General features: G+C 71.6%; 17 protein-coding genes. 6 read left to right on the top strand and 11 right to left on the bottom strand.

What is annotated here, in order from left to right; genetic code table 11:
- Window positions 1–276: 276 nt before the first annotated feature.
- The 3 genes from rocD to ACFU5F_RS08210 all read right to left on the bottom strand — a co-directional run bounded on the left by rocD (window position 277) and on the right by ACFU5F_RS08210 (window position 3,008).
- A complete protein-coding gene (rocD, locus tag ACFU5F_RS08200; protein ID WP_383883675.1) occupies window positions 277–1,503 on the bottom strand; it encodes an ornithine--oxo-acid transaminase in 1,227 nt (408 codons plus the stop codon).
- Window positions 1,504–1,562: 59 nt separating this feature from the next.
- Entirely contained in the window at window positions 1,563–2,393 is an 831-nt protein-coding gene (ddaH, locus tag ACFU5F_RS08205) for a dimethylargininase (protein ID WP_383883677.1), read from the bottom strand.
- A gap of 123 nt (window positions 2,394–2,516) precedes the next feature.
- Window positions 2,517–3,008 carry an Lrp/AsnC family transcriptional regulator gene (locus ACFU5F_RS08210; protein WP_383883680.1) on the bottom strand — a complete coding sequence of 164 codons (492 nt, stop codon included), beginning with the start codon at window positions 3,006–3,008 and terminating at the stop codon, window positions 2,517–2,519.
- A 100-nt stretch (window positions 3,009–3,108) separates the two neighbouring features.
- On the opposite strand from ACFU5F_RS08210, the gene ACFU5F_RS08215 reads away from it, so the two are divergent.
- The 4 genes from ACFU5F_RS08215 (at window position 3,109) to ACFU5F_RS08230 (ending at window position 7,496) form a co-directional block, all read left to right on the top strand.
- A complete protein-coding gene (locus tag ACFU5F_RS08215) occupies window positions 3,109–3,876 on the top strand; it encodes a LytR/AlgR family response regulator transcription factor (RefSeq protein ID WP_383883683.1) in 768 nt (255 codons plus the stop codon).
- 9 nt (window positions 3,877–3,885) lie between these two features.
- Window positions 3,886–4,245 carry a hypothetical protein gene (locus ACFU5F_RS08220; protein WP_383883685.1) on the top strand — a complete coding sequence of 120 codons (360 nt, stop codon included), beginning with the start codon at window positions 3,886–3,888 and terminating at the stop codon, window positions 4,243–4,245.
- A 175-nt stretch (window positions 4,246–4,420) separates the two neighbouring features.
- Complete coding sequence (locus ACFU5F_RS08225; RefSeq protein ID WP_383883688.1) at window positions 4,421–6,166, top strand: cation acetate symporter; 1,746 nt, start codon at window positions 4,421–4,423, stop codon at window positions 6,164–6,166.
- 109 nt (window positions 6,167–6,275) lie between these two features.
- Window positions 6,276–7,496 (top strand): sensor histidine kinase, encoded by a 1,221-nt coding sequence (locus ACFU5F_RS08230; RefSeq protein ID WP_383883833.1) that lies wholly within the window; start codon window positions 6,276–6,278, stop codon window positions 7,494–7,496.
- Between the two features lie 19 nt (window positions 7,497–7,515).
- Here ACFU5F_RS08230 and ACFU5F_RS08235 read toward each other — a convergent pair whose 3' ends face one another.
- The 7 genes from ACFU5F_RS08235 to ACFU5F_RS08265 all read right to left on the bottom strand — a co-directional run bounded on the left by ACFU5F_RS08235 (window position 7,516) and on the right by ACFU5F_RS08265 (window position 15,876).
- Window positions 7,516–7,671, bottom strand: coding sequence for a hypothetical protein (locus ACFU5F_RS08235; RefSeq protein WP_013005270.1), 156 nt, complete (start codon window positions 7,669–7,671; stop codon window positions 7,516–7,518).
- Between the two features lie 14 nt (window positions 7,672–7,685).
- Window positions 7,686–9,647, bottom strand: a complete 1,962-nt coding sequence (locus tag ACFU5F_RS08240) for a protein kinase (protein WP_383883690.1) — start codon at window positions 9,645–9,647, stop codon at window positions 7,686–7,688.
- A gap of 16 nt (window positions 9,648–9,663) precedes the next feature.
- Window positions 9,664–11,304 carry a DUF6777 domain-containing protein gene (locus ACFU5F_RS08245; protein ID WP_383883693.1) on the bottom strand — a complete coding sequence of 547 codons (1,641 nt, stop codon included), beginning with the start codon at window positions 11,302–11,304 and terminating at the stop codon, window positions 9,664–9,666.
- A gap of 219 nt (window positions 11,305–11,523) precedes the next feature.
- On the bottom strand, window positions 11,524–12,468 hold the full coding sequence (locus tag ACFU5F_RS08250) for a cytochrome c oxidase assembly protein (protein WP_383883696.1): 945 nt from the start codon (window positions 12,466–12,468) through the stop codon (window positions 11,524–11,526).
- Between the two features lie 116 nt (window positions 12,469–12,584).
- The gene (locus tag ACFU5F_RS08255; protein ID WP_383883699.1) at window positions 12,585–13,610 is read right to left on the bottom strand and encodes a 6-phosphofructokinase; all 1,026 of its coding nucleotides are present in this window, start codon (window positions 13,608–13,610) and stop codon (window positions 12,585–12,587) included.
- Between the two features lie 247 nt (window positions 13,611–13,857).
- Window positions 13,858–14,589: a glutamine amidotransferase gene (locus ACFU5F_RS08260; RefSeq protein ID WP_319364879.1), complete on the bottom strand. Its 732-nt coding sequence runs from the start codon at window positions 14,587–14,589 to the stop codon at window positions 13,858–13,860.
- Between the two features lie 48 nt (window positions 14,590–14,637).
- The gene (locus tag ACFU5F_RS08265) at window positions 14,638–15,876 is read right to left on the bottom strand and encodes a MurT ligase domain-containing protein (protein ID WP_005475362.1); all 1,239 of its coding nucleotides are present in this window, start codon (window positions 15,874–15,876) and stop codon (window positions 14,638–14,640) included.
- A gap of 152 nt (window positions 15,877–16,028) precedes the next feature.
- Here ACFU5F_RS08265 and def point away from each other — a divergent pair, with 152 nt between their 5' ends.
- Window positions 16,029–16,568, top strand: a complete 540-nt coding sequence (gene def, locus ACFU5F_RS08270) for a peptide deformylase (protein WP_383883702.1) — start codon at window positions 16,029–16,031, stop codon at window positions 16,566–16,568.
- 119 nt (window positions 16,569–16,687) lie between these two features.
- Here def and ACFU5F_RS08275 read toward each other — a convergent pair whose 3' ends face one another.
- Window positions 16,688–17,344: a TetR family transcriptional regulator gene (locus tag ACFU5F_RS08275; RefSeq protein ID WP_383883705.1), complete on the bottom strand. Its 657-nt coding sequence runs from the start codon at window positions 17,342–17,344 to the stop codon at window positions 16,688–16,690.
- Window positions 17,345–17,517: 173 nt separating this feature from the next.
- Here ACFU5F_RS08275 and ACFU5F_RS08280 point away from each other — a divergent pair, with 173 nt between their 5' ends.
- Complete coding sequence (locus tag ACFU5F_RS08280) at window positions 17,518–18,744, top strand: acyl-CoA dehydrogenase family protein (RefSeq protein WP_383883708.1); 1,227 nt, start codon at window positions 17,518–17,520, stop codon at window positions 18,742–18,744.
- Window positions 18,745–18,810 lie beyond the last annotated feature (66 nt).

The following is an 18,810-nucleotide window of genomic DNA, read 5'->3' on the forward strand; positions in this document are numbered from 1 at the left end:
TCCCGGAAGTACCGCTCCGGGTCGGGCCGCAACGCCTGCCAGTCTCCTTCGTCGAGGTCGATCTCGAAGACTTCGAGCGTCTGCGGCTCACCGTCGTTCTTGCGGACCGTCGCCATGGCGTGTGTCCTCCAGGGAGGCGACGGGGCTCTCCTCAGCCTGTACGCCCGGCCCTCGACGGCAAGTCGACGGCGGCCTCCCTGCCCCGTGCGGGTGCCCCGGCCCCGGCCCGGTCCCGCCAGCGGGTCCGGGCTCGGGGGTCCCCCGGGGTGGCCCTCGTCAGGAGCCCTCCTCCAGGACCTCCCCCAACGTCCCCAGCGCGGACCGCAGTTCCGCGGCCGTGATGGTCAGGGGCGGGGCCAGACGGATGGTCGAGCCGTGGGTGTCCTTGACGAGGATGCCCGCCGTCATGAGGCGCCGGCTGATCTCGCGGCCCGTGCCGATCGCGGGGTCGACGTCGACACCCGCCCACAGTCCGCGCGCCTGGAAGCCGACCACGCCCCGGCCGACCAGCTCCGTGAGCCCCTCCCGCAGGACCCCGCCCAGTTCGGCGGCCCGGTGCTGGAACTCCCCGGTGCGCAGCAGGTCGACCACGGCCGAACCTACCGCCGCCGCGAGGGGGTTGCCGCCGAACGTCGAGCCGTGCTCGCCCGGACGCAGCACCGACAGCACCTCCCGGCGGGCCACCACCGCCGACACGGGCACGATGCCGCCGCCGAGCGCCTTGCCGAGCAGTACGGCGTCGGGCAGGACGTCCTCGTGCTCGACGGCGAGCGTACGGCCGGTGCGGCCGAGGCCCGACTGGATCTCGTCCGCGACGAAGAGGCAGCCGGTGCGGCGGGTCAGCTCGCGGACCCCGCGCAGATAACCGTCGTCGGGGATGAGTACGCCCGCCTCGCCCTGGATGGGCTCGATCAGCACCGCGGCCGTCGTCTCGTCGATCGCCGCCTCCAGCGCGGCGAGGTCGTTGTACGGGACCACACGGAAGCCGGGTGTGAAGGGACCGAAGCCGTCACGGGCCACCGGGTCTGTCGAGAAGCTGACGATGGTCGTCGTACGGCCGTGGAAGTTGTCGGCGGCGACGACGATCGTGGCCCGGTCGGCGGGGACGCCCTTCACCTCGTACGCCCACTTGCGGGCCACCTTGATCGCGCTCTCCACGGCCTCGGCGCCCGTGTTCATCGGCAGCACCATGTCCAGGCCGGTCAGCTCGGCCAGGGACGTGGCGAACTCGGCCAGCCGGTCGTGGTGGAAGGCCCGCGAGGTGAGGGTGAGCGTGTCGAGCTGGCGGTGCGCGGCCTCGATCAGTGCCGGGTGGCGGTGGCCGAAGTTGAGGGCGGAATAGCCGGCCAGCATGTCCAGATAGCGGCGGCCCTCGACGTCCTCCACCCAGGTGCCCTCGGCACGGGCCACGACCACGGGCAGCGGGTGGTAGTTGTGCGCGAGGACGGGCTCCTCGGCGCGGATGAGGTCGGCCGACGAGCGCGTGCGGGCGGGAGCGGTCATGAGCGGACCTCCATCGGTCAGGGGGCGGATCGCACGAACCGGGCGGCGGGTCTCCCGGGTCATGGGCGAATCTCCTGCGTGACGCACTTGATGCCGCCGCCGGCCTTCTGGAACTCCGACAGGTCGACGGGGACGGGAACATAGCCCAGCCGGGTGAGCCGGTCGGCCAGGTCCTTGGCGCGGGGCGAGATGAAGACGTGGCGGCCGTCGGAGACCGAGTTCAGGCCGAACGCCATGGCGTCCTCACGGGTCGCGATCACCGCGTCCGGGTAGAGCCGGGCGAGGACGGCACGGCTGCCGGGGGAGAACGCCTCCGGGTAGTACGCGATGTTCCCTCCCGAGCCGTCGCTCCCGTCGTCGAGGACGAACAGCGCGGTGTCCAGATGGTAGAAGCGCGGGTCCACGAGCTGCAGACTGATCACCGGGACGCCGAAGAACTCCTGCGCCTGGCGATGGGCCTCGCGGGTGGTGCGGAAGCCGGTCCCGGCGAGCAGATAGCGGCCGGTCGGCACCAGATCGCCCTCTCCTTCGCACACCGACTCGGAGCGCAGCACGTCGTACCCGGCACTCTCGAACCAGGCGTCGTACGCGGTGGACTCGGGGCGCCGCTCGGGCGCGTGGAACAGCGAGCCGAGGACCCGGCCGCCGAGGACGAGCGCACAGTTGGCCGCGAACACCATGTCGGGCAGCGCCGCCACCGGCTCCACGGTCTCCACGGTGTGGCCGAGGGTGCGGTAGGCGTGGATCAGCTCCCGCCACTGGTCCTGGGCCAGATCGACGTCCACGGGGGTGTCCGGATGCATCCAGGGGTTGATCGAGTACTGCACGGCGAAGTGTCTGGGTTCGCAGACGAGAAAGCGCCGAGGGCGCGGCACACGGCTGTCGGGCACAGAGGGTTTCTCCGCTTCCTGACGGGTGTCGACGGGGATGACACCACGGTAAGAATCAGGCCAGGCGCACGACAAGAAACGAACGTTGCGTGTTCGCGCAGTAATGCTGCGTGTCGATCCGGCTCAGCGCACGTTCGCTGCGTCCTGGGTGGCCCCGGCCTCCGGAGCCTCCGGCAGCAGGTGCGACAGCACCATGTAGCTGATCGTCTTCCGGATGAACGGCTCGGTGCGGATCCGCTCCAGCACCTCCTCGAAGTGCTCCACGTCTATCGCCCGGACGTGCAGCAGCGCGTCCGCGCCACCGGTCACCGTCATCGCCGCCGTGATCTCCGGATGGTTGCGCACGACCTCCGCGAGCCGCCGGGGCGGCGCCGCGCCCTCGCAGTACACCTCCACGTACGCCTCCGTGCGCCAGCCGAGCGCCGCCGGCTGCACGGTCGCCGTGAACCCGGTGATCACTCCGGTCTCGCGCAGCCGGTCCACCCGCCGCTTCACCGCGGTGGCCGAAAGACCGATGGCCGAGCCGATCTCGGCGAAGCTGGTCCTCGCGTTCGCCATCAACGCCGTGATGATCTTGCGGTCGAGTTCGTCGAACGCCGCGGACTTGCTGCTCATGCGGGCACTGTATCCAGGGAGGGGCCCCGCGGCCCCCGGGGTGAAGGGCTCGGCGCGCGCCCGTGTGCAGGCGTACGAAATACTCCTACACTCCACGTTCATGCTGCGCGCGCTCGCCGTCGATGACGAGAAACCCTCCCTGGAGGAGCTGCTGTACCTGCTGAACGCGGATCCACGGGTCGGCAGCGCCGAGGGCGCGAGCGACGCCACCGAGGCGCTGCGGCGCATCAACCGCGCCCTGGAGTCCGGGCCCCACGGGCCGGAGGCGATCGACGTCGTCTTCCTCGACATCCACATGGCCGGGCTCGACGGCCTCGACCTCGCCCGCCTCCTCACCGGCTTCGCCCGGCCCCCGCTCGTCGTCTTCGTCACCGCGCACGAGGGCTTCGCCGTGCAGGCCTTCGACCTCAAGGCCGTCGACTACGTCCTCAAGCCCGTCCGCCGGGAGCGTCTCGCCGAGGCGATACGCCGGGCCGCCCAGCTCCGCGACACGGCGACCGCCACGGCCCCGCCGATCCCCGTCCACGAACCCGATCCCGACGAGATACCCGTCGAACTCGGCGGTGTCACCCGCTTCGTCGCGGTCGCCGACATCACGCACGTCGAGGCCCAGGGCGACTACGCCCGGCTCCACACCCCCCAGGGCAGCCACCTCGTCCGCATCCCCCTGTCCACCCTCGAGGAGCGCTGGCGCGCCCGCGGGTTCGTCCGCATCCACCGCCGCCATCTCGTCGCCCTGCGGCACGTCGGCGAACTCCGCCTGGACGCGGGCACGGTGAGCGTCCTCGTCGGCCCCGTGGAACTCCAGGTCAGCCGCCGCCACGCACGCGAGCTGCGCGATCTGCTGATGCGCCGGACCACGGGCTGAGGAGCCGCCATGCCCCACGACCCCGCCGAACGCCGTGTCGTCGTCACCGGCGTGCCCCGCCGCACCCGCCGCGGCTCGGGCCACCACCGCCCCCGCACCGAGATCGACGAACAGACCACCCTCGGCCACACCTACGTCCGCTCCCTCATGCGCAGCCAGCTCCGCGCCGCGCTGGCCGTCTTCGCGGTCCTCGTCCTGCTGGTCGCCCCGCTGCCCCTGGTCTTCGCCGCGATGCCGGACGGTGCGGGACTGGAGTGGGCACTCCTCGGCTTCGGTGTCTACCCGCCGCTGGTCCTCCTCGCGCTCTGGCACGTACGCCGCGCCGAACGCAACGAACAGGACCTCGTCCGGCTCGTCGAGGACCGCTGAGGACGGCCGACGGACACACCGAAACCGCCGAGGAGCGCGGTGGAAGCCGTGGCGACGCAGGCAGTGAACCCGTGAACGCGGAGACCGGAAGCAAGGCATGAACGAGGAGACCGGAAGCAAGGCATGAACGAGGAGACCGGAAGCAAGGCATGAACGAGGAGACCGGAAGCAAGGCATGAACGAGAACTACGCCGTCCCCGCGGTCGCCCTCGTCGTCGTGGCGACCGTCTTCGTCGGCGCCTTCGGCCTGCGGATCTCCCGTACCACCTCCGACTTCTACGTCGCCTCCCGCACCGTCGGCCCGCGTCTCAACGCGGCCGCGATCAGCGGCGAGTACCTCTCCGCCGCCTCCTTCCTCGGTATCGCCGGCCTCGTCCTCGTCCAGGGCCCCGACATGCTCTGGTACCCGGTCGGCTACACCGCCGGCTACCTCGTCCTGCTGCTGTTCGTCGCCGCCCCGCTGCGCCGCTCCGGCGCCTACACGCTGCCGGACTTCGCCGAGGCCCGGCTCGCCTCCAAGACGGTGCGACGGCTCGCGGGGGCCTTCGTCGTCGGCGTGGGCTGGCTCTATCTGCTGCCCCAACTGCAGGGCGCAGGACTGACGCTGAGCGTGCTCACCGACGCGCCCGCGTGGCTCGGCGGCGTCATCGTCGCCGTCGTGGTCTCCGCCACCGTCGCCGCGGGCGGCATGCGCAGCATCACCTTCGTCCAGGCCTTCCAGTACTGGCTCAAACTCACCGCCCTGCTCGTCCCCGCGATCTTCCTCGTCCTCGCCTGGCAGGCCGACGGCGCCCCACGGCACGCCTTCGACGAACCGGCCGAGTTCCGCGAACAGCGCGTCGTCCGCGTCGACGAGACCCTCGACCTGAAGCTCGCCGGCCCGCTCACCGTCACCGCCTCCGGCACGATCGACGGCCGCCGCCACGACGACCGGCGCGTGGACCTGCCCGCCGGCACCCACCGCATCGACCGGGGCACCCGGCTGACCTTCAGCGAGGGCGACACCGTCCCCGTCGCCGACCGCGGCACCAACGGCGGCATGTCCACCTCCCTCGCCGCCGGCCGCGAGGAGCGCCCCCTGTACGCCACCTACGGACTGATCCTCGCCACCTTCCTCGGCACCATGGGACTGCCGCACGTCGTCGTCCGCTTCTACACCAGCCCGCACGGCGTCGCCGCCCGCCGCACCACGGTCGTCGTCCTCGCCATGATCGGCGTCTTCTACCTGCTCCCCCCGATCTACGGGGCCCTCGGCCGGCTCTACGCCCCCGACCTCACCCTGACCGGCGACGCCGACGCGGCCGTCCTCCTGCTCCCGGACCGCATGATCGGCGGCCTCGGCGGCGACCTCCTCGGCGCACTGGTCGCGGGCGGCGCCTTCGCCGCGTTCCTGTCCACCGCCTCGGGCCTGACCATGGCGGTCGCCGGAGTGCTCACCCAGGACGTCCTGCCGGCACGCGGCGTCCGGCACTTCCGGCTCGGCACGGTCCTCGCCATGGCCGTGCCGCTCGCGGCGAGCGGCCTGGTCGGCGGACTGCCCGTCGCCGACGCGGTCGGCCTCGCCTTCGCGGTGTCCGCCTCCTCCTTCTGCCCGCTGCTCGTCCTCGGCATCTGGTGGCGGCGCCTGACTCCGCCGGGGGCCGCCGCGGGCATGCTCGTCGGCGGCGGCGCGGCGCTCCTCGCGGTCGCCGCGACCATGGCCGGATATCCGGGCACCGGCACCCTCCACGCCCTGCTGGCCTGGCCCGCCCTCTGGTCCGTCCCGCTCGGCTTCCTCACGATGGTCCTGGTGTCCCTGGCCACCCCCGGCAGGATCCCGGCGGAGACACCGGCGATCCTGGCGCGCTTCCACCTCCCGGAGGAACTCGTCGGCGGGCGGACCCGGGCGGCGACCAAGGAGATCGAACTGTGGCGCCGCTGAGGGCCCGGAGGGCTGGGGCGCGCCTTGTCCGGGGCAAGGGAGCGGTGGAGGGGAACCCACGGGCGGTGAGCGGTCTACCACATGCAGGAGGTGAGCGATGAGCGCTGAAGTGACCGGATTCCTCGCGGGGTTCTGCGTGGCCCTGCTTCCCCTGCTCGCCGCCGGGTTCTGGCTCGGCCGCCGTACGGCCCGCCCGCGCAACAGCCTCGGCGGACTCGGCACACCCGTCGAACACGCCACCTTCCAGACCCTGCACACCGCCACCCTCGCCGCGCCCCCGCTGCGGGCCGGCCTCACCGAGGAGACCGCCCGAAGATCCGCCAAGCGGCTGCGCACCCTGCTCGGCACGGACGCGCTCTGCCTCACCGATCACGAGTCGGTCCTCGCCTGGGAGGGCGTGGCCGAACATCACCGTGCCGAGATCATGGGCAGGCTGGCGGGCCCCCTGGAGACCGGCCGGGGCGAGGCGTTCCCGCTGACCTGCGACATCCTCGACTGCCCGGTGCGCTGGGCGGTCGTCGCCCCCCTCACGGTCGACGACCGTGTCCACGGGGCACTCGTCGCCTGCGCGCCGCGCGAGTCCGCCGTGCTCGTCCGGGCGGCGGGCGAGGTGGCCCGCTGGGTCTCCGTCCAGCTCGAACTGGCCGACCTCGACCAGTCCCGCACCCGCCTGATAGAGGCCGAGATCAAGGCCCTGCGCGCCCAGATCTCCCCGCACTTCATCTTCAACTCACTCGCCGTGATCGCCTCGTTCGTCCGCACCGACCCCGAGCGTGCCCGTGAACTCCTGCTGGAGTTCGCCGACTTCACCCGCTACTCGTTCCGCAGACACGGCGACTTCACCACCCTCGCCGAGGAGCTCCACGCCATCGACCACTACTTGGCACTGGTGCGGGCCCGCTTCGGCGACCGGCTCTCGGTCACGCTCCAGATAGCCCCCGAGGTCCTGCCGGTCACCCTGCCCTTCCTCTGCCTCCAGCCGCTCGTGGAGAACGCGGTGAAGCACGGTCTGGAGGGCAGGACCGTGGCTGCCGCGGGCAAGAGTCACATCAGCATCACCGCCCAGGACGCGGGAGCCGAGGCACTCGTCGTCATCGAGGACGACGGCGTCGGCATGGACCCCGAGGTACTCCGTCGCATCCTCGCGGGCGACGCCAGCCCCTCGGGCGGCATCGGCCTCAGCAACGTCGACGAGCGGCTGCGCCAGGTCTACGGCGACGACCACGGCCTCGTCATAGAGACCGCGGTCGGCGCGGGCATGAAGATCACCGCCCGGCTGCCCAAATTCCAGCCGGGCGTACACCCGGACGGGGGAATCCCCCGGCCCTGAGGATCACGGCGCGTGAGCCTCAGGTGCGTGACGCCACCATCCCCAGCGTCAGCAGGCCCAGGAAGACCCACCCGAACCACAGCCAGCCATTGCTGCCGAGCGCCACCGAGTAGGCCGTCACCGCGACCAGCCCACCGACGGTGAGCACCCCCATGGTCTTCGTCGAACCGGGCATCGCAACACCCTTCGTCAGGCTTCTTCTCCCTCCATGGTGCCCCCACTACCGGAAATGACAGTGCAGACGACAAAATGTGCGCCTTTTTTCCAGCCGTCCTCGCTGATCCAGAAGCCGGACGCGGTGACGCCGGGCTCATGGCCGTACTGCCGCGGCGGCAGATGCCGCACACAGGCGGCGAGAGCCTGGTCCTGCGCCATGTCATAGGTGGTCCCGGGGCTCATCTCGTAGAAGCCGAGGACCTTCTGGCGGTGGCGGTCGTGGCAGGAGACCAGCCGGATCCGGTTGCTGGAGATCGGGTCGAGACAGTCCTGCTTCTGCAGGGTGGCCACGTCGACCAGCACCGTGTCACCCACCGTCCGGTACGCGCCGATCGGCCCGTAGACCGGCCTGCGCTCGCCGAGCAGCAGACAGGCGACCCGGTGCCCGGCGGCGTCGAAGCCGTCGGTGGTGGGCAGGACGGCGAAGGCACGGACGTCCACGAGTTTCTCGCGGGCCTCCACCGTGAGCTGCTCGCACCGGGCGGCGCCGCCCGCCCGGGCGTCCTCGGCGGACGACGCCTCGTAGGAGGCCATCACCTGGCCGTCCATCGCGCGCCCCGCGCACGCGGGCACCAGCCGCAGCCGGGCGGCGTCCTCGAAGGGCGTGCCGGCCCAGGTGACGTCCACGCAGTCGCCGTCCCTCAGCGGTTCGACGAGCCCCACGGCCCGCCCGTACGGCAGCACGGTGCTCAGGGTGTCGCCGCTGCCGCCCGGCGCACCGGGGAGTTCCCTCAGGTTCTTCGCGGCCTGCCACGCCCCGGCGACCACCAGGGCCAGCCCGAGCGCGGTGGCCAGGCCCGCGAGAAGGGCCCGGCCCTGGTGCCGGCGCGACCGCTCGCCGGCACCGCGGCCCGCACCCGTGGCCCGTGGGGGACGGACGGGACCCGGGCTCCCGGACGACCGGTGCTCCGCCGGGGACCAGACGTCCTGCCCGCCGGATCCGTCCGACGCCGCGTGCCACGGCGTCTCCGGCGCGGCCGGGGGGACGGCGGGGGCCCCCGGTTCGGCCGGTGGGCGTGTGTCCGCCCACCGTGGTTGCCGGCCGGTGCCGGTGCGGGGACGGGCCCGGGGTGAGGCGATCGCGGTGAGCGCGGCCTCGGCCCCGGCTGCGGTGATCCGGTGCGCGGGATCCTTGGTGAGCATGGCGGTCAGCACCGCCTCCAGCGCACCGGCCCGCTCCATGGGACGCGGCTCGTCCAGCACGATGGCGGTCAGCGCCGCGATGTCGGAGGCGCGGTCGAAGGGCCCGTGCCCCTCGACGGCTCGGTAGAGCGTGCAGCCCAGCGAGAACAGGTCGGACGCGGCGGTCGGCGGCCCGCCCTGCGCCCGCTCGGGCGCGAGGTACCCGGCGGTGCCGACCAGGACGTGCGACCGCGTGTGCCGTGTCTCCTGGGCGTCGGGCTGGACGGAGATGCCGTAGTCCGTGAGGAGGACGCGCCCGTACGGCGTTCCGGCGCGGTCCGGGGCGAGCAGGATGTTGGCCGGCTTGACGTCCCGGTGCATGATGCCGCGCTGGTGGCCGGCGGTCAGCGCGTCCAGCACGGCCAGTCCGATCCGGGCGCACTCGGCGGGCGCGAGGGCGCCGTGCCGGTCGACGAGCGCCCTGAGGTCGAGGGCGTCCGGCAGGTACTCCATGACGATCCACGGCAGCGCGTCGTGTTCCAGGACGTCGTGCACGGTGACCACGTTCGGGTGGGCGCGCAGCCCGGCGGCGTGCCGGGCCTCCGCGCGGGCGCGGGCCACCCGGACCGTCCGCTCCCGCTCGGCCTCGTCCGCACTGCCGAACACGACCTCCTTGAGCGCCACCTCGCAGTCCAGCCGACGGTCGTATGCCAGCCAGACGTGGCCCATGCCGCCGCTGCCCAGCCGGCGCAGCAGGTCGTACCGGTCGGCGATGACCCGGCCGACCCCCGACTGCGGTGCTTCTGACTGCATCGGTCACTCCCGGGGTTCAGATCCGTACGGGCAACTGAGCCGGGTCCTCGACGGGGAGGCCCGGGTAGCTCGTAACGCCTGGCGGGTCGGTCGGGGAGCCGTCGGCCGGTTCCGGATCGCCCGTCGCCGCCGGCTTGTCGGCGGGCAGGGCCGTCTCCTCCGGCGGCGCGGGATCAGGGGAGGTCTCGGATGCGGGAGGGGGCGGCGTTCTGCCCGACGCGGACAGGCCGGACGCCGAGGCGGGTACGGACGGGCTCGGTGGGGGATCGGGCTGCGAAGCAGGCTCCTCGGAGGATTCGGCAGGCGACGGCACCAGCGATGTGCCGCCCGTCGACGGGGGAGCGACCGACACGGTGGGCGCCGCTCCGCCACCTGCCGCCCCGCCACTCGTGGTCCCGCCGCCCGACGCGCTGCCGCTGGGCGCTCCACCGTCCGAGGGTCCGGTGTTCGACGGTCCGGTGCCTGACGGGCCGGTTCCCGACGTCCCACCGCCCGACGTCCCACCCCCCGACGGTCCGGTGTCCGAGGATCCGGTGTCCTGAGGGACGGAGCCCCCGCCCGCCGGTGTCGTGTTCCCGTCCGTCGGCGTCGAGCCGCTCTCCGACGGAGCCCCGTCGGTCGGGGAGCCGCCCCCCTCCGACGGCTCGGTGGGCCCGAGCCTCGTGGAACCCGAACCCGAACCCGACGAGCCCGGCCCGGACCCCGGTTCCTCCCCGGTGCTCTCCTCCGGCGTTCCGCCCGGCCGCTCCACCCGCAGTGCCACCGCGGCGCCGAACTCCAGCTCGGTGCCCGGTCCGGGACTGGACCCCGTCACCGGCGCGTCGTCCACCGGCAGCTCGTCCCCGGCGACCGTCACCGCCAGGCCCCTGTCAGCCATGGCCGCGCTCGCCTCACCGAAGGTCATTCCCCGTACGACCGGTACGGCCTGCCGTGCCCGCGCGTCGAACGTCCTGTCGGACTCACCCGTGGTGCCGACCGCCCGGCCGATGCCCCGGCCCGGGTCCTGGACGTCGACGAGCTTGATCTCCTTCAGTTGCTCGGGCGCGGGTTCGACGACGACCACGGCTGACTCGTCGTAGCCCTTCCACTCCTTGTCGTCCGGGAACTCCACGTCGATGCGTCCGGGGTCCGCGTCGAAAGCACGCAGCGGATTTCCGCAGCTGCACTTCACCGCGGGCAGACCCTGGTCGTCGACCAGAACCGCGATACCGGCCTCCAGCAACGCGTCGAAGGGAACAGCCTTTCCCTTCTTGTAGTCGTGGTTCTTCACGAGGGTGTCGTGGCGCAGGAGAACGGGAGTGAGTACGTCGAGATAACGTCCGATGCCGTCGGCGTCGGCCTTCACCCCGGTCACGCGGGCCCATTCCTGAGCCTTTTTCTTGTTCCCGGGGGCGGTGAGGAAATCCTCCAGCTTGCGCACATCGCAGACCTTGGGCTCCTGTGTGCCCCCGTAGAGACCGGGCGCGTTGCCCTGCTGCAGACCGCTGTGCGGCTTCAGGGGCGTCAGCCGGGGCTCGTCCCGGCCGAGCCGTTCGCCCTCGTCGAAGAAGGGGGCGAGGGAAGCGACGCCCGCGGCCACCGCCTTGACCGCGAGCAGCGAGGAGGCCGGGTCACCGCACCCGCTGAGGAGTATCGCGCCGCACAGCAGGGCGGCCAACCTCCGGGCGGTCGATTTCCCGGCCTTTCGTAAATACGTTCGTGGGCACACGTGAATTGTCATGACCGCTCCCCCGGCGGTTTCCCTGTCGCCCCGCAGGGTGGAAGCGGGGCGCACGCATCATGCTACTGAAGGCAAAAGCCTTTTGGTCAAGGGGAATTGAGGAGAAGCGCGTCCCGGGATCGAACAGAGGAATGAGACCCCGAAGGGGATTAGGGCTCAGCGACCGCGTGCGTCGAGTGAGGCGAGATAGGCGTTGTACGCCTCGAGTTCCTTGTCGCCGTCACGGTCTGCCGCCCGGTCCGCGCGCCGGGCCTGGCGCTGCTCGGAGCCGTACCACTGGAACAGCAGCGCGAGCAGCACGAGCACCGAGGGGATCTCGCTGAACGCCCAGGCGATGCCGCCGGCCGCGTTCTGGTCGGCGAGCGCGTCGATGCCGAGGGAGGCGGGCGGGTTCTCGTACGTCCTCACCATCGGGGCGGACGCCATCATCAGCGCGATGCCGAAGAACGCGTGGAACGGCATGCCGGCGAACAGTTCCAGCATCCGCATCAGATAGCCCGGCCGGTGCGGGCCCGGGTCCACGCCCATGATCGGCCAGAAGAAGAACAGGCCCACCAGCAGGAAGTGGGTCATCATCACGATGTGCCCGGGCGTCGACCCCATCAGGAAGTCGAAGACCGGGGTGAAGTACAGCCCGTAGAGGCTCGCGATGAACATCGGGATCGTGAACGCCGGGTGCGTGACGATCTTCATGTACCAGCTGTGCAGGAACATCAGCAGCAGCTCACGCGGCCCCTTGCGGCCCCTGCCCGCCACCGGCAGCGCCCGCAGCGCCAGCGTGACCGGTGCCCCGAGCAGCAGCATGATCGGCGCCACCATGCTGACGACCATGTGCTGGACCATGTGCACGCTGAACATGACCATGCCATAGTCGTTGAGCCCGGTGCACGTCACCAGGAGCACCAGCAGCACGCCCGCGGTGAACGCGACGGTCCGCCCCACCGGCCACTTGTCCCCGCGGCGCATGAGCCGCACGACGCCCCAGCCGTAGAGGGCCAGCCCCGCCAGGCAGGCGACGAGGAAGAACGGGTCGGCCGACCACGCGAGTCCCCGCCCCAGGGTGAAGGGCAAGAGCCCCGTACCGTGCCCGCTGTGGTCCATCCGCCGGCTCCTGCTTCGTGGGGGGTTGTGCTGTCCTGTCCGCCCCCAGACTAGAACCGCCCCCGGTCGCGATCACGACCGGGGGCGGACCTCACTCCTGAGCCCTCATCGGCCCCCTAGAGCACGCACTCCGCCTCGGCGTACCGCTCGTCCGGCACCGTCTTCAGCGTCTCCACGGCCTTGGCGAGCGGCACCATCACGATGTCGGTGCCCCGCAGCGCGGTCATGTTCCCGAACTCGCCCCGGTGCACGGCCTCCACCGCGTGCCAGCCGAACCGCGTCGCCAGCACCCGGTCGTACGCCGTCGGGGTGCCGCCCCGCTGCACATGGCCGAGGATCACCGGCCGCGCCTCCTTGCCGAGGCGCTGCTCCAGCTCGACCGAGAGCTGCCGCGCGATCCCGGCGAAGCGCTCGTGCCCGTAGATGTCCTTGCCGCCCTCGTCGAAGTCCATGGACCCGGCCTTCGGCTTCGCGCCCTCCGCCGCGACGACGATCGCGAACCGCTTGCCCGCCGAGAACCGCTCGGCGACCTTCGCGGTCAGCTCGTCGATGTCGAAGGGCCGTTCCGGTACGACGATGGCGTGTGCGCCGGCCGCCATGCCGGAGTGGAGGGCGATCCAGCCGGTGTGGCGGCCCATGACCTCCACGACGAGGACCCGCTGGTGGGACTCGGCGGTGGTCTTCAGCCGGTCCAGGGCCTCCGTGGCGACACCGACGGCCGTGTCGAAGCCGAAGGTGACGTCCGTGACCGCGATGTCGTTGTCGATGGTCTTCGGCACCCCCACGACGGGCAGGCCGCTGTCCGACATCAGCCGGGCCGCCTTGAGCGTGCCCTCACCGCCGATGGGGATGATCGCGTCGAGACCGAGTTCCTCGACATGACTCTTCGCCCGCGCCACACCGTCCCGCAGGTGCGAGGGCTGGACCCGGGAGGAGCCGAGGATCGTGCCGCCGCGGGCCAGGATGCCGGCCACCGCGTCCAGGTCGAGCTTGAGGTAGTCGCACTCCAGCAGACCTTTCCAGCCGTCCCGGAAGCCGATGACCTCGTCGCCGTGGTCGACGACGGCGCGGTGCACGACGGACCTGATGACGGCGTTCAGTCCGGGACAGTCGCCGCCGGACGTGAGGACACCAATGCGCATAGCCCGAATACCTTCTCGACGTGGGCCGGGAACCGGACCACGCTGTCCGGCCGGAATCCCCGCCACCCTACCGGCGGCGGGGGCCCCGGCCGTAGCGGGCGTCCGCCTGCTGGACGCCCCCGCACAGGTGAGCGGAGCCCTGGTCAGACGGGCTTTCACACATGAGCGGGGGCACTGTCGGACGGGCTTTCGTCCGGGCACTGAGGAACCGTTTCTCAGGCGCCCCGGCACCCTGCCGAACCGTGCGTCAGGCGGGCTGCTGCTGGGCCGAGGAGATGCGTTCGTCGCGCAGCGCCTCGAACCAGCGGTCGTCGGTCGGCGGCAGCGCGTTCACGTCCAGCGCCAGCTTCAGCAGCAGATCCGCGATCTGCGGGTTCCGGGCCAGCACCGGCCCGTGCATGTACGTGCCGAACACGGTGTCGTTGTACGCGCCCTCCGTACCGTCGCCCGTGCCGTTGCCCCTGCCGAGCCGCACGTTCGCGAACGGGCGGGCGGTGGGGCCGAGGTGGGTGACGCCCTGGTGGTTCTCGAACCCGGTCAGCTGGGGCAGACCGAGGCGCGGGTCGATGTCCGCGAGGACGTCGCCGACACACCGCTCGCCCTCGCCGCGGGTCGTGGTCACGTCGAGCAGACCGAGGCCCGGCTCGCGCTGACCGAGATCGTTGACGAACTCGTGACCGAGGATCTGGTAGCCGGCGCAGACCGCGAAGACGATCGCACCGTTGTCGATCGCCTGGTACAGGTGCCGGTCCCGGCGCAGCCGCTCGGCGGCGAGCCGCTGCGGACGGTCCTCGCCGCCGCCGATCAGGTAGATGTCGCCGGAGGTCGGGATCGGCTGGTCGCTGCGCACGTCCAGCCGGGCCACGTCCAGGCCGCGCTGCCGCGCCCGGCGCTCGACGACGAGGACGTTGCCCTGGTCGCCGTAGGTACTGAGCAGGTCCGGGTAGACCCAGACGACCCGCAGACTGTTGTCGCTCATGAAAGTCGGTGCCCCTCGGAGTCGTTGGCGTCGTTCGTCGTTGCGTGCTCAGTTGCCCACGCGGCGGCGCAGGTCCTGGAACGCGGTGTAGTTCGCGATGACCTCGATCCGGCCGGGCGGGCACATCTGCACCGCCTGGTCGAGGGTGTCGCAGACCTGGAAGTGCTGGTTGGCGACCTCCAGCCGCACCGCCAGGTCCAGCTTGCGGTCACCGAGCACGAAGATCGGATGGCCGGTCAGCCGGGTGTAGTCGACGTCCCACAGCCAGGAGGTGTCGGTGCCGTCGGCGCCGCGCGCGTTCACCGACAGGATCACCGGCGACGGCGGCGGGTCGATCAGCGAGAACGTCTCCAGCCAGCCCGCCGGGTTCTTGGCGAGCAGCAGCCGCAGATCACGCTGCATGAACTGCACCACGTCGTACCGTCCGGCGACCGCCTGGACCTGGTACATGCGTTCCAGGGCAACCTGCGGGGGCACACCGAAGACGGCGGCCGTGGCGGCCGAGGAGGCGGCGTTGGCCTTGTTGGCGCGGCCCGGGAGCTGCAGGTGGATCGGCCAGGCCGAGCCGTGCGGGTCCAGGACGTGGTCGCCGGAGAGCGCCCAGCTCGGCGTCGGGCGGCGGAAACCGCACTCGCCGCAGAACCAGTCGTCGCCGGGCCGCTGCATCACACCGCCGCAGGACGGGCAGGACCATGCGTCGTCCTTCCACATCTGGCCGACCGCGACCCAGATCACGTTCGGGGACGACGAGGCCGCCCACACGATCAGCGGGTCGTCGCAGTTGGCCACGACCACGGCCTTCGTGCCGGCCAGGCCCTCCCGCCACGCCTCCGCCATCATGCGGGTCTCGGCGGCGCGGTCGAGCTGGTCGCGGGAGAGGTTGAGCAGCGCGATGCACTTGGGGTCGGTGTCCCGCGCCACACCGGCCAGGTACTTCTCGTCGACCTCGATGACCGCGAACTTCGCGTCCGAGTTCCCGGCGAGGGCCGAGGTGATGCCCGCGGGCATGTTGGCGCCGAGCGCGTTCGAGACGACCGGGCCCGCGGCCCGCAGTGCCTCGGCGATCAGCCGGGTCGTGGTGGTCTTGCCGTTCGTGGCCGAGACCAGGACGACGTCCAGGCTCTGCGCGAGCCGCGCGAGGAGGTCGGGGTCGAGTTTCAGTGCCACCCGGCCGCCGATCACAGATCCGCTACCGCGTCCCGCGGCACGAGATGCCGCCGCGACCGCCTTGCCCGCCGTCACGGCCAGCTTGGCCCGCGGCGTGAGCGGGTCCGAGTTGCCTGCCATCAGTTCTCGATCCTCCTTGCGTACAGCGCCGCGCCCTGTCCCGGCAACGTGTGGACCGAAGCCTATCGAGATCCACTCACGCGCCCGAATCTCGACCGGACCGTGAGCACCGCCCGGACCGGCGATATCGGTCCGAACGTACCCTTGCGACCATGCGAAGCGGCTCGATTCCCGGCGCCCGAGGGCGCGTTCTCCCCATGACACTGCTCGGGGACCCCGTACTGCAGGCGCCCTGTGAAGAGGTGACGGAGTTCGGGCCCGAACTGGCGCGCCTTGTGGAGGATATGTTCGCGACGATGTACGACGCGCGGGGTGTGGGTCTCGCCGCGAACCAGGTGGGCCGGGCGCTTCGGGTGTTCGTATACGACTGTCCGGACGACGAGGACGTACGGCATCTGGGTCATGTCGTGAATCCCCGGCTCGTCTCGACCGAGGGGATCGTACTGCGGGGGCCCGAGGGCTGTCTGTCCCTGCCCGGCCTGGAGGCGGGCGTGGAGCGGTACGACGAGGCCGTCGTGGAGGGGTTCACGGTGGACGGGGACCGGGTGCGGGTGTGGGGGAGCGGGTTCTTCGCACGGTGCCTGCAGCACGAGTGCGATCACCTGGAGGGCCGGGTGTACGTGGACCGGCTGTCGGGATGGCGGCGTTCCCGGGTGATGCGGAAGGCCGCCCGAGCGCCGTGGGGGCCGTGAGTCCTCGGCGGGTGCCGGTTCGTCGTGGCCGGTCGCGCCCACGCGGCGGAGCCGCATTGCGATACAGCCCCGCGCCCCCGACGGGGCGCGTCCACCAGCCGGGCCGAGAAGTGGGGCCTCTAGAAACCCGGGCCGCCGACCTTGTCGCCCGCGGCCGCCAGACGGCCCCACAGCAGGTCGGCGAGGCTGCGGACCAACTCCGCCCGGGTGCAGGGGCGTTCCCCGAGCCACCAGTCGCCCGCCGCGTGCATCATGCCGACGATGCCGTGGCCCCAGACGCGGGCGAGCCGGTGGCTGTCCGGCCCGAGGTCGAGGCGGTCCTCTATCACCTTGCCGAGTTCCTCGCCCATGCGGCGCAGGAGCGGGGCGGAGTGCTTGCCGACGTCGAAGCCCTGGTCACCGGGCTGGTCGCCCGGCTGCCCGGCCTCGGCGGGGTGCATGAGGAAGCGGTACACCTGGGGACGGGCCTCGATGGCCGTCAGATAGGTGTCGAGGGTCGCCTCGACCCGCTCCCGCCGCTCGGCCGGGGCGTCGAGCGCGGCCCGCAGGGAGTCGAGGAGGGCGTCGGTGTGGCGCTGGGCGAGAGCGGCGTAGAGTCCGCCCTTGTCGCCGAAGTGGCGGTAGAGGATCGGCTTCGTGATCCCGGCCTCGGCGGCGATGGCGTTCATCGACGCTCCCGGGCCGTCGCGGAGCACCACCCTGTCCGCGGCCTCCAGCAGCTCGCGCCGACGCCGGTCGGCGGACCGCTCCTGGTCGGTCCGCTGCGTGGTGTCCATGAGTCTCTCCCCCACATGCTGATGACGGTGACGTCCTGCGCAAACTAACACTGATTGGCACGACCCGATCGAACGGGCTACCGACCCCGACGCGGGAGTTGACTTTTCCTACCGACCGGTAACAGACTCCAGTTACCGCAGGTAACATCTTAGTGCAGTGCTGGAGGCGCGTCATGGCCGAGTTCACCATGGAACTCAACGAGGAACAGCGAGAGGTCCGCGACTGGCTCCACGGGTTCGCCGCCGATGTGATCCGCCCCGCGGCCGCCGAGTGGGACGAGCGCGAGGAGACCCCCTGGCCGGTGATCCAGGAGGCCGCCAAGGTCGGTATCTACTCCCTCGACTTCTACGCCCAGCAGTACTTCGACCCCACCGGCCTCGGCATCCCGATGGCCATGGAGGAACTGTTCTGGGGAGACGCGGGCATCGCCCTGTCCATCGTCGGCACCGGCCTCGCCGCCGTGGGCGTCCTCGCCAACGGCACCGAGGAGCAGATCGGCACCTGGATCCCCCAGATGTACGGTGACGCCAACGATGTCAAGGTCGCCGCGTTCTGCTCCTCCGAGCCCGACGCCGGTTCCGACGTGGCGTCCATGCGCACCCGTGCCGTGTACGACGAGGCCAAGGACGAGTGGGTCCTCAACGGCACCAAGACCTGGGCGACCAACGGCGGCATCGCCAACGTCCACGTCGTCGTCGCCGTGGTCGACGCGGATCTCGGCTCCAAGGGCCACGCGTCCTTCATCGTCCCGCCGAACACGCCCGGTCTCTCGCAGGGCCAGAAGTTCAAGAAGCACGGCATCCGTGCCTCCCACACCGCCGAGGTCGTCCTGGAGAACGTGCGCGTCCCCGGGTCCTGCCTCCTCGGCGGCAAGGAGAAGCTCGACGAGCGACTGGCGCGGGCCCGCGAGCGGGCGAAGGCCGGCGGGGAGCGCGTGAAGAACGCGGCGATGGCCACGTTCGAGGCGTCGCGTCCGGCCGTGGGCGCCATGGCGGTGGGCACCGCCCGTGCCGCGTACGAGGTCGCCCTCGACTACGCCAAGACCCGTGAGCAGTTCGGTCGGCCCATCATCGACAACCAGGGCGTCGCCTTCCAGCTCGCGGACATGCGCACGTCCGTGGACGCGGCGCGGCTGCTGGTGTGGCGGGCGTCCTGGATGGCGATCAACGGCAGGCCGTTCACGGCGGCCGAGGGGTCGCAGTCGAAGCTGTTCGCGAGCGAGACGGCGAAGAAGGTGACGGCGCAGGCGCTGCAGATCCTCGGCGGCAACGGTTACACCCGTGAGTACCCCGTCGAGCGGATGCACAGGGACAGCGCCATCTACACGATCTTCGAGGGCACGAGTGAGATCCAGCGCCTGGTGATCGCCCGGACGCTGTCGGGGATGCCGATCCGGTAGCGCCGAGGGCGTGCCGTGCGATCCGGGGTGCGGGAGCGTCGTGGTTGCGCGCGCGGTTCCCCGCGC

The organism is Streptomyces sp. NPDC057438, from assembly GCF_042802995.1.
In the GTDB taxonomy this organism is placed as follows: domain Bacteria; phylum Actinomycetota; class Actinomycetes; order Streptomycetales; family Streptomycetaceae; genus Streptomyces.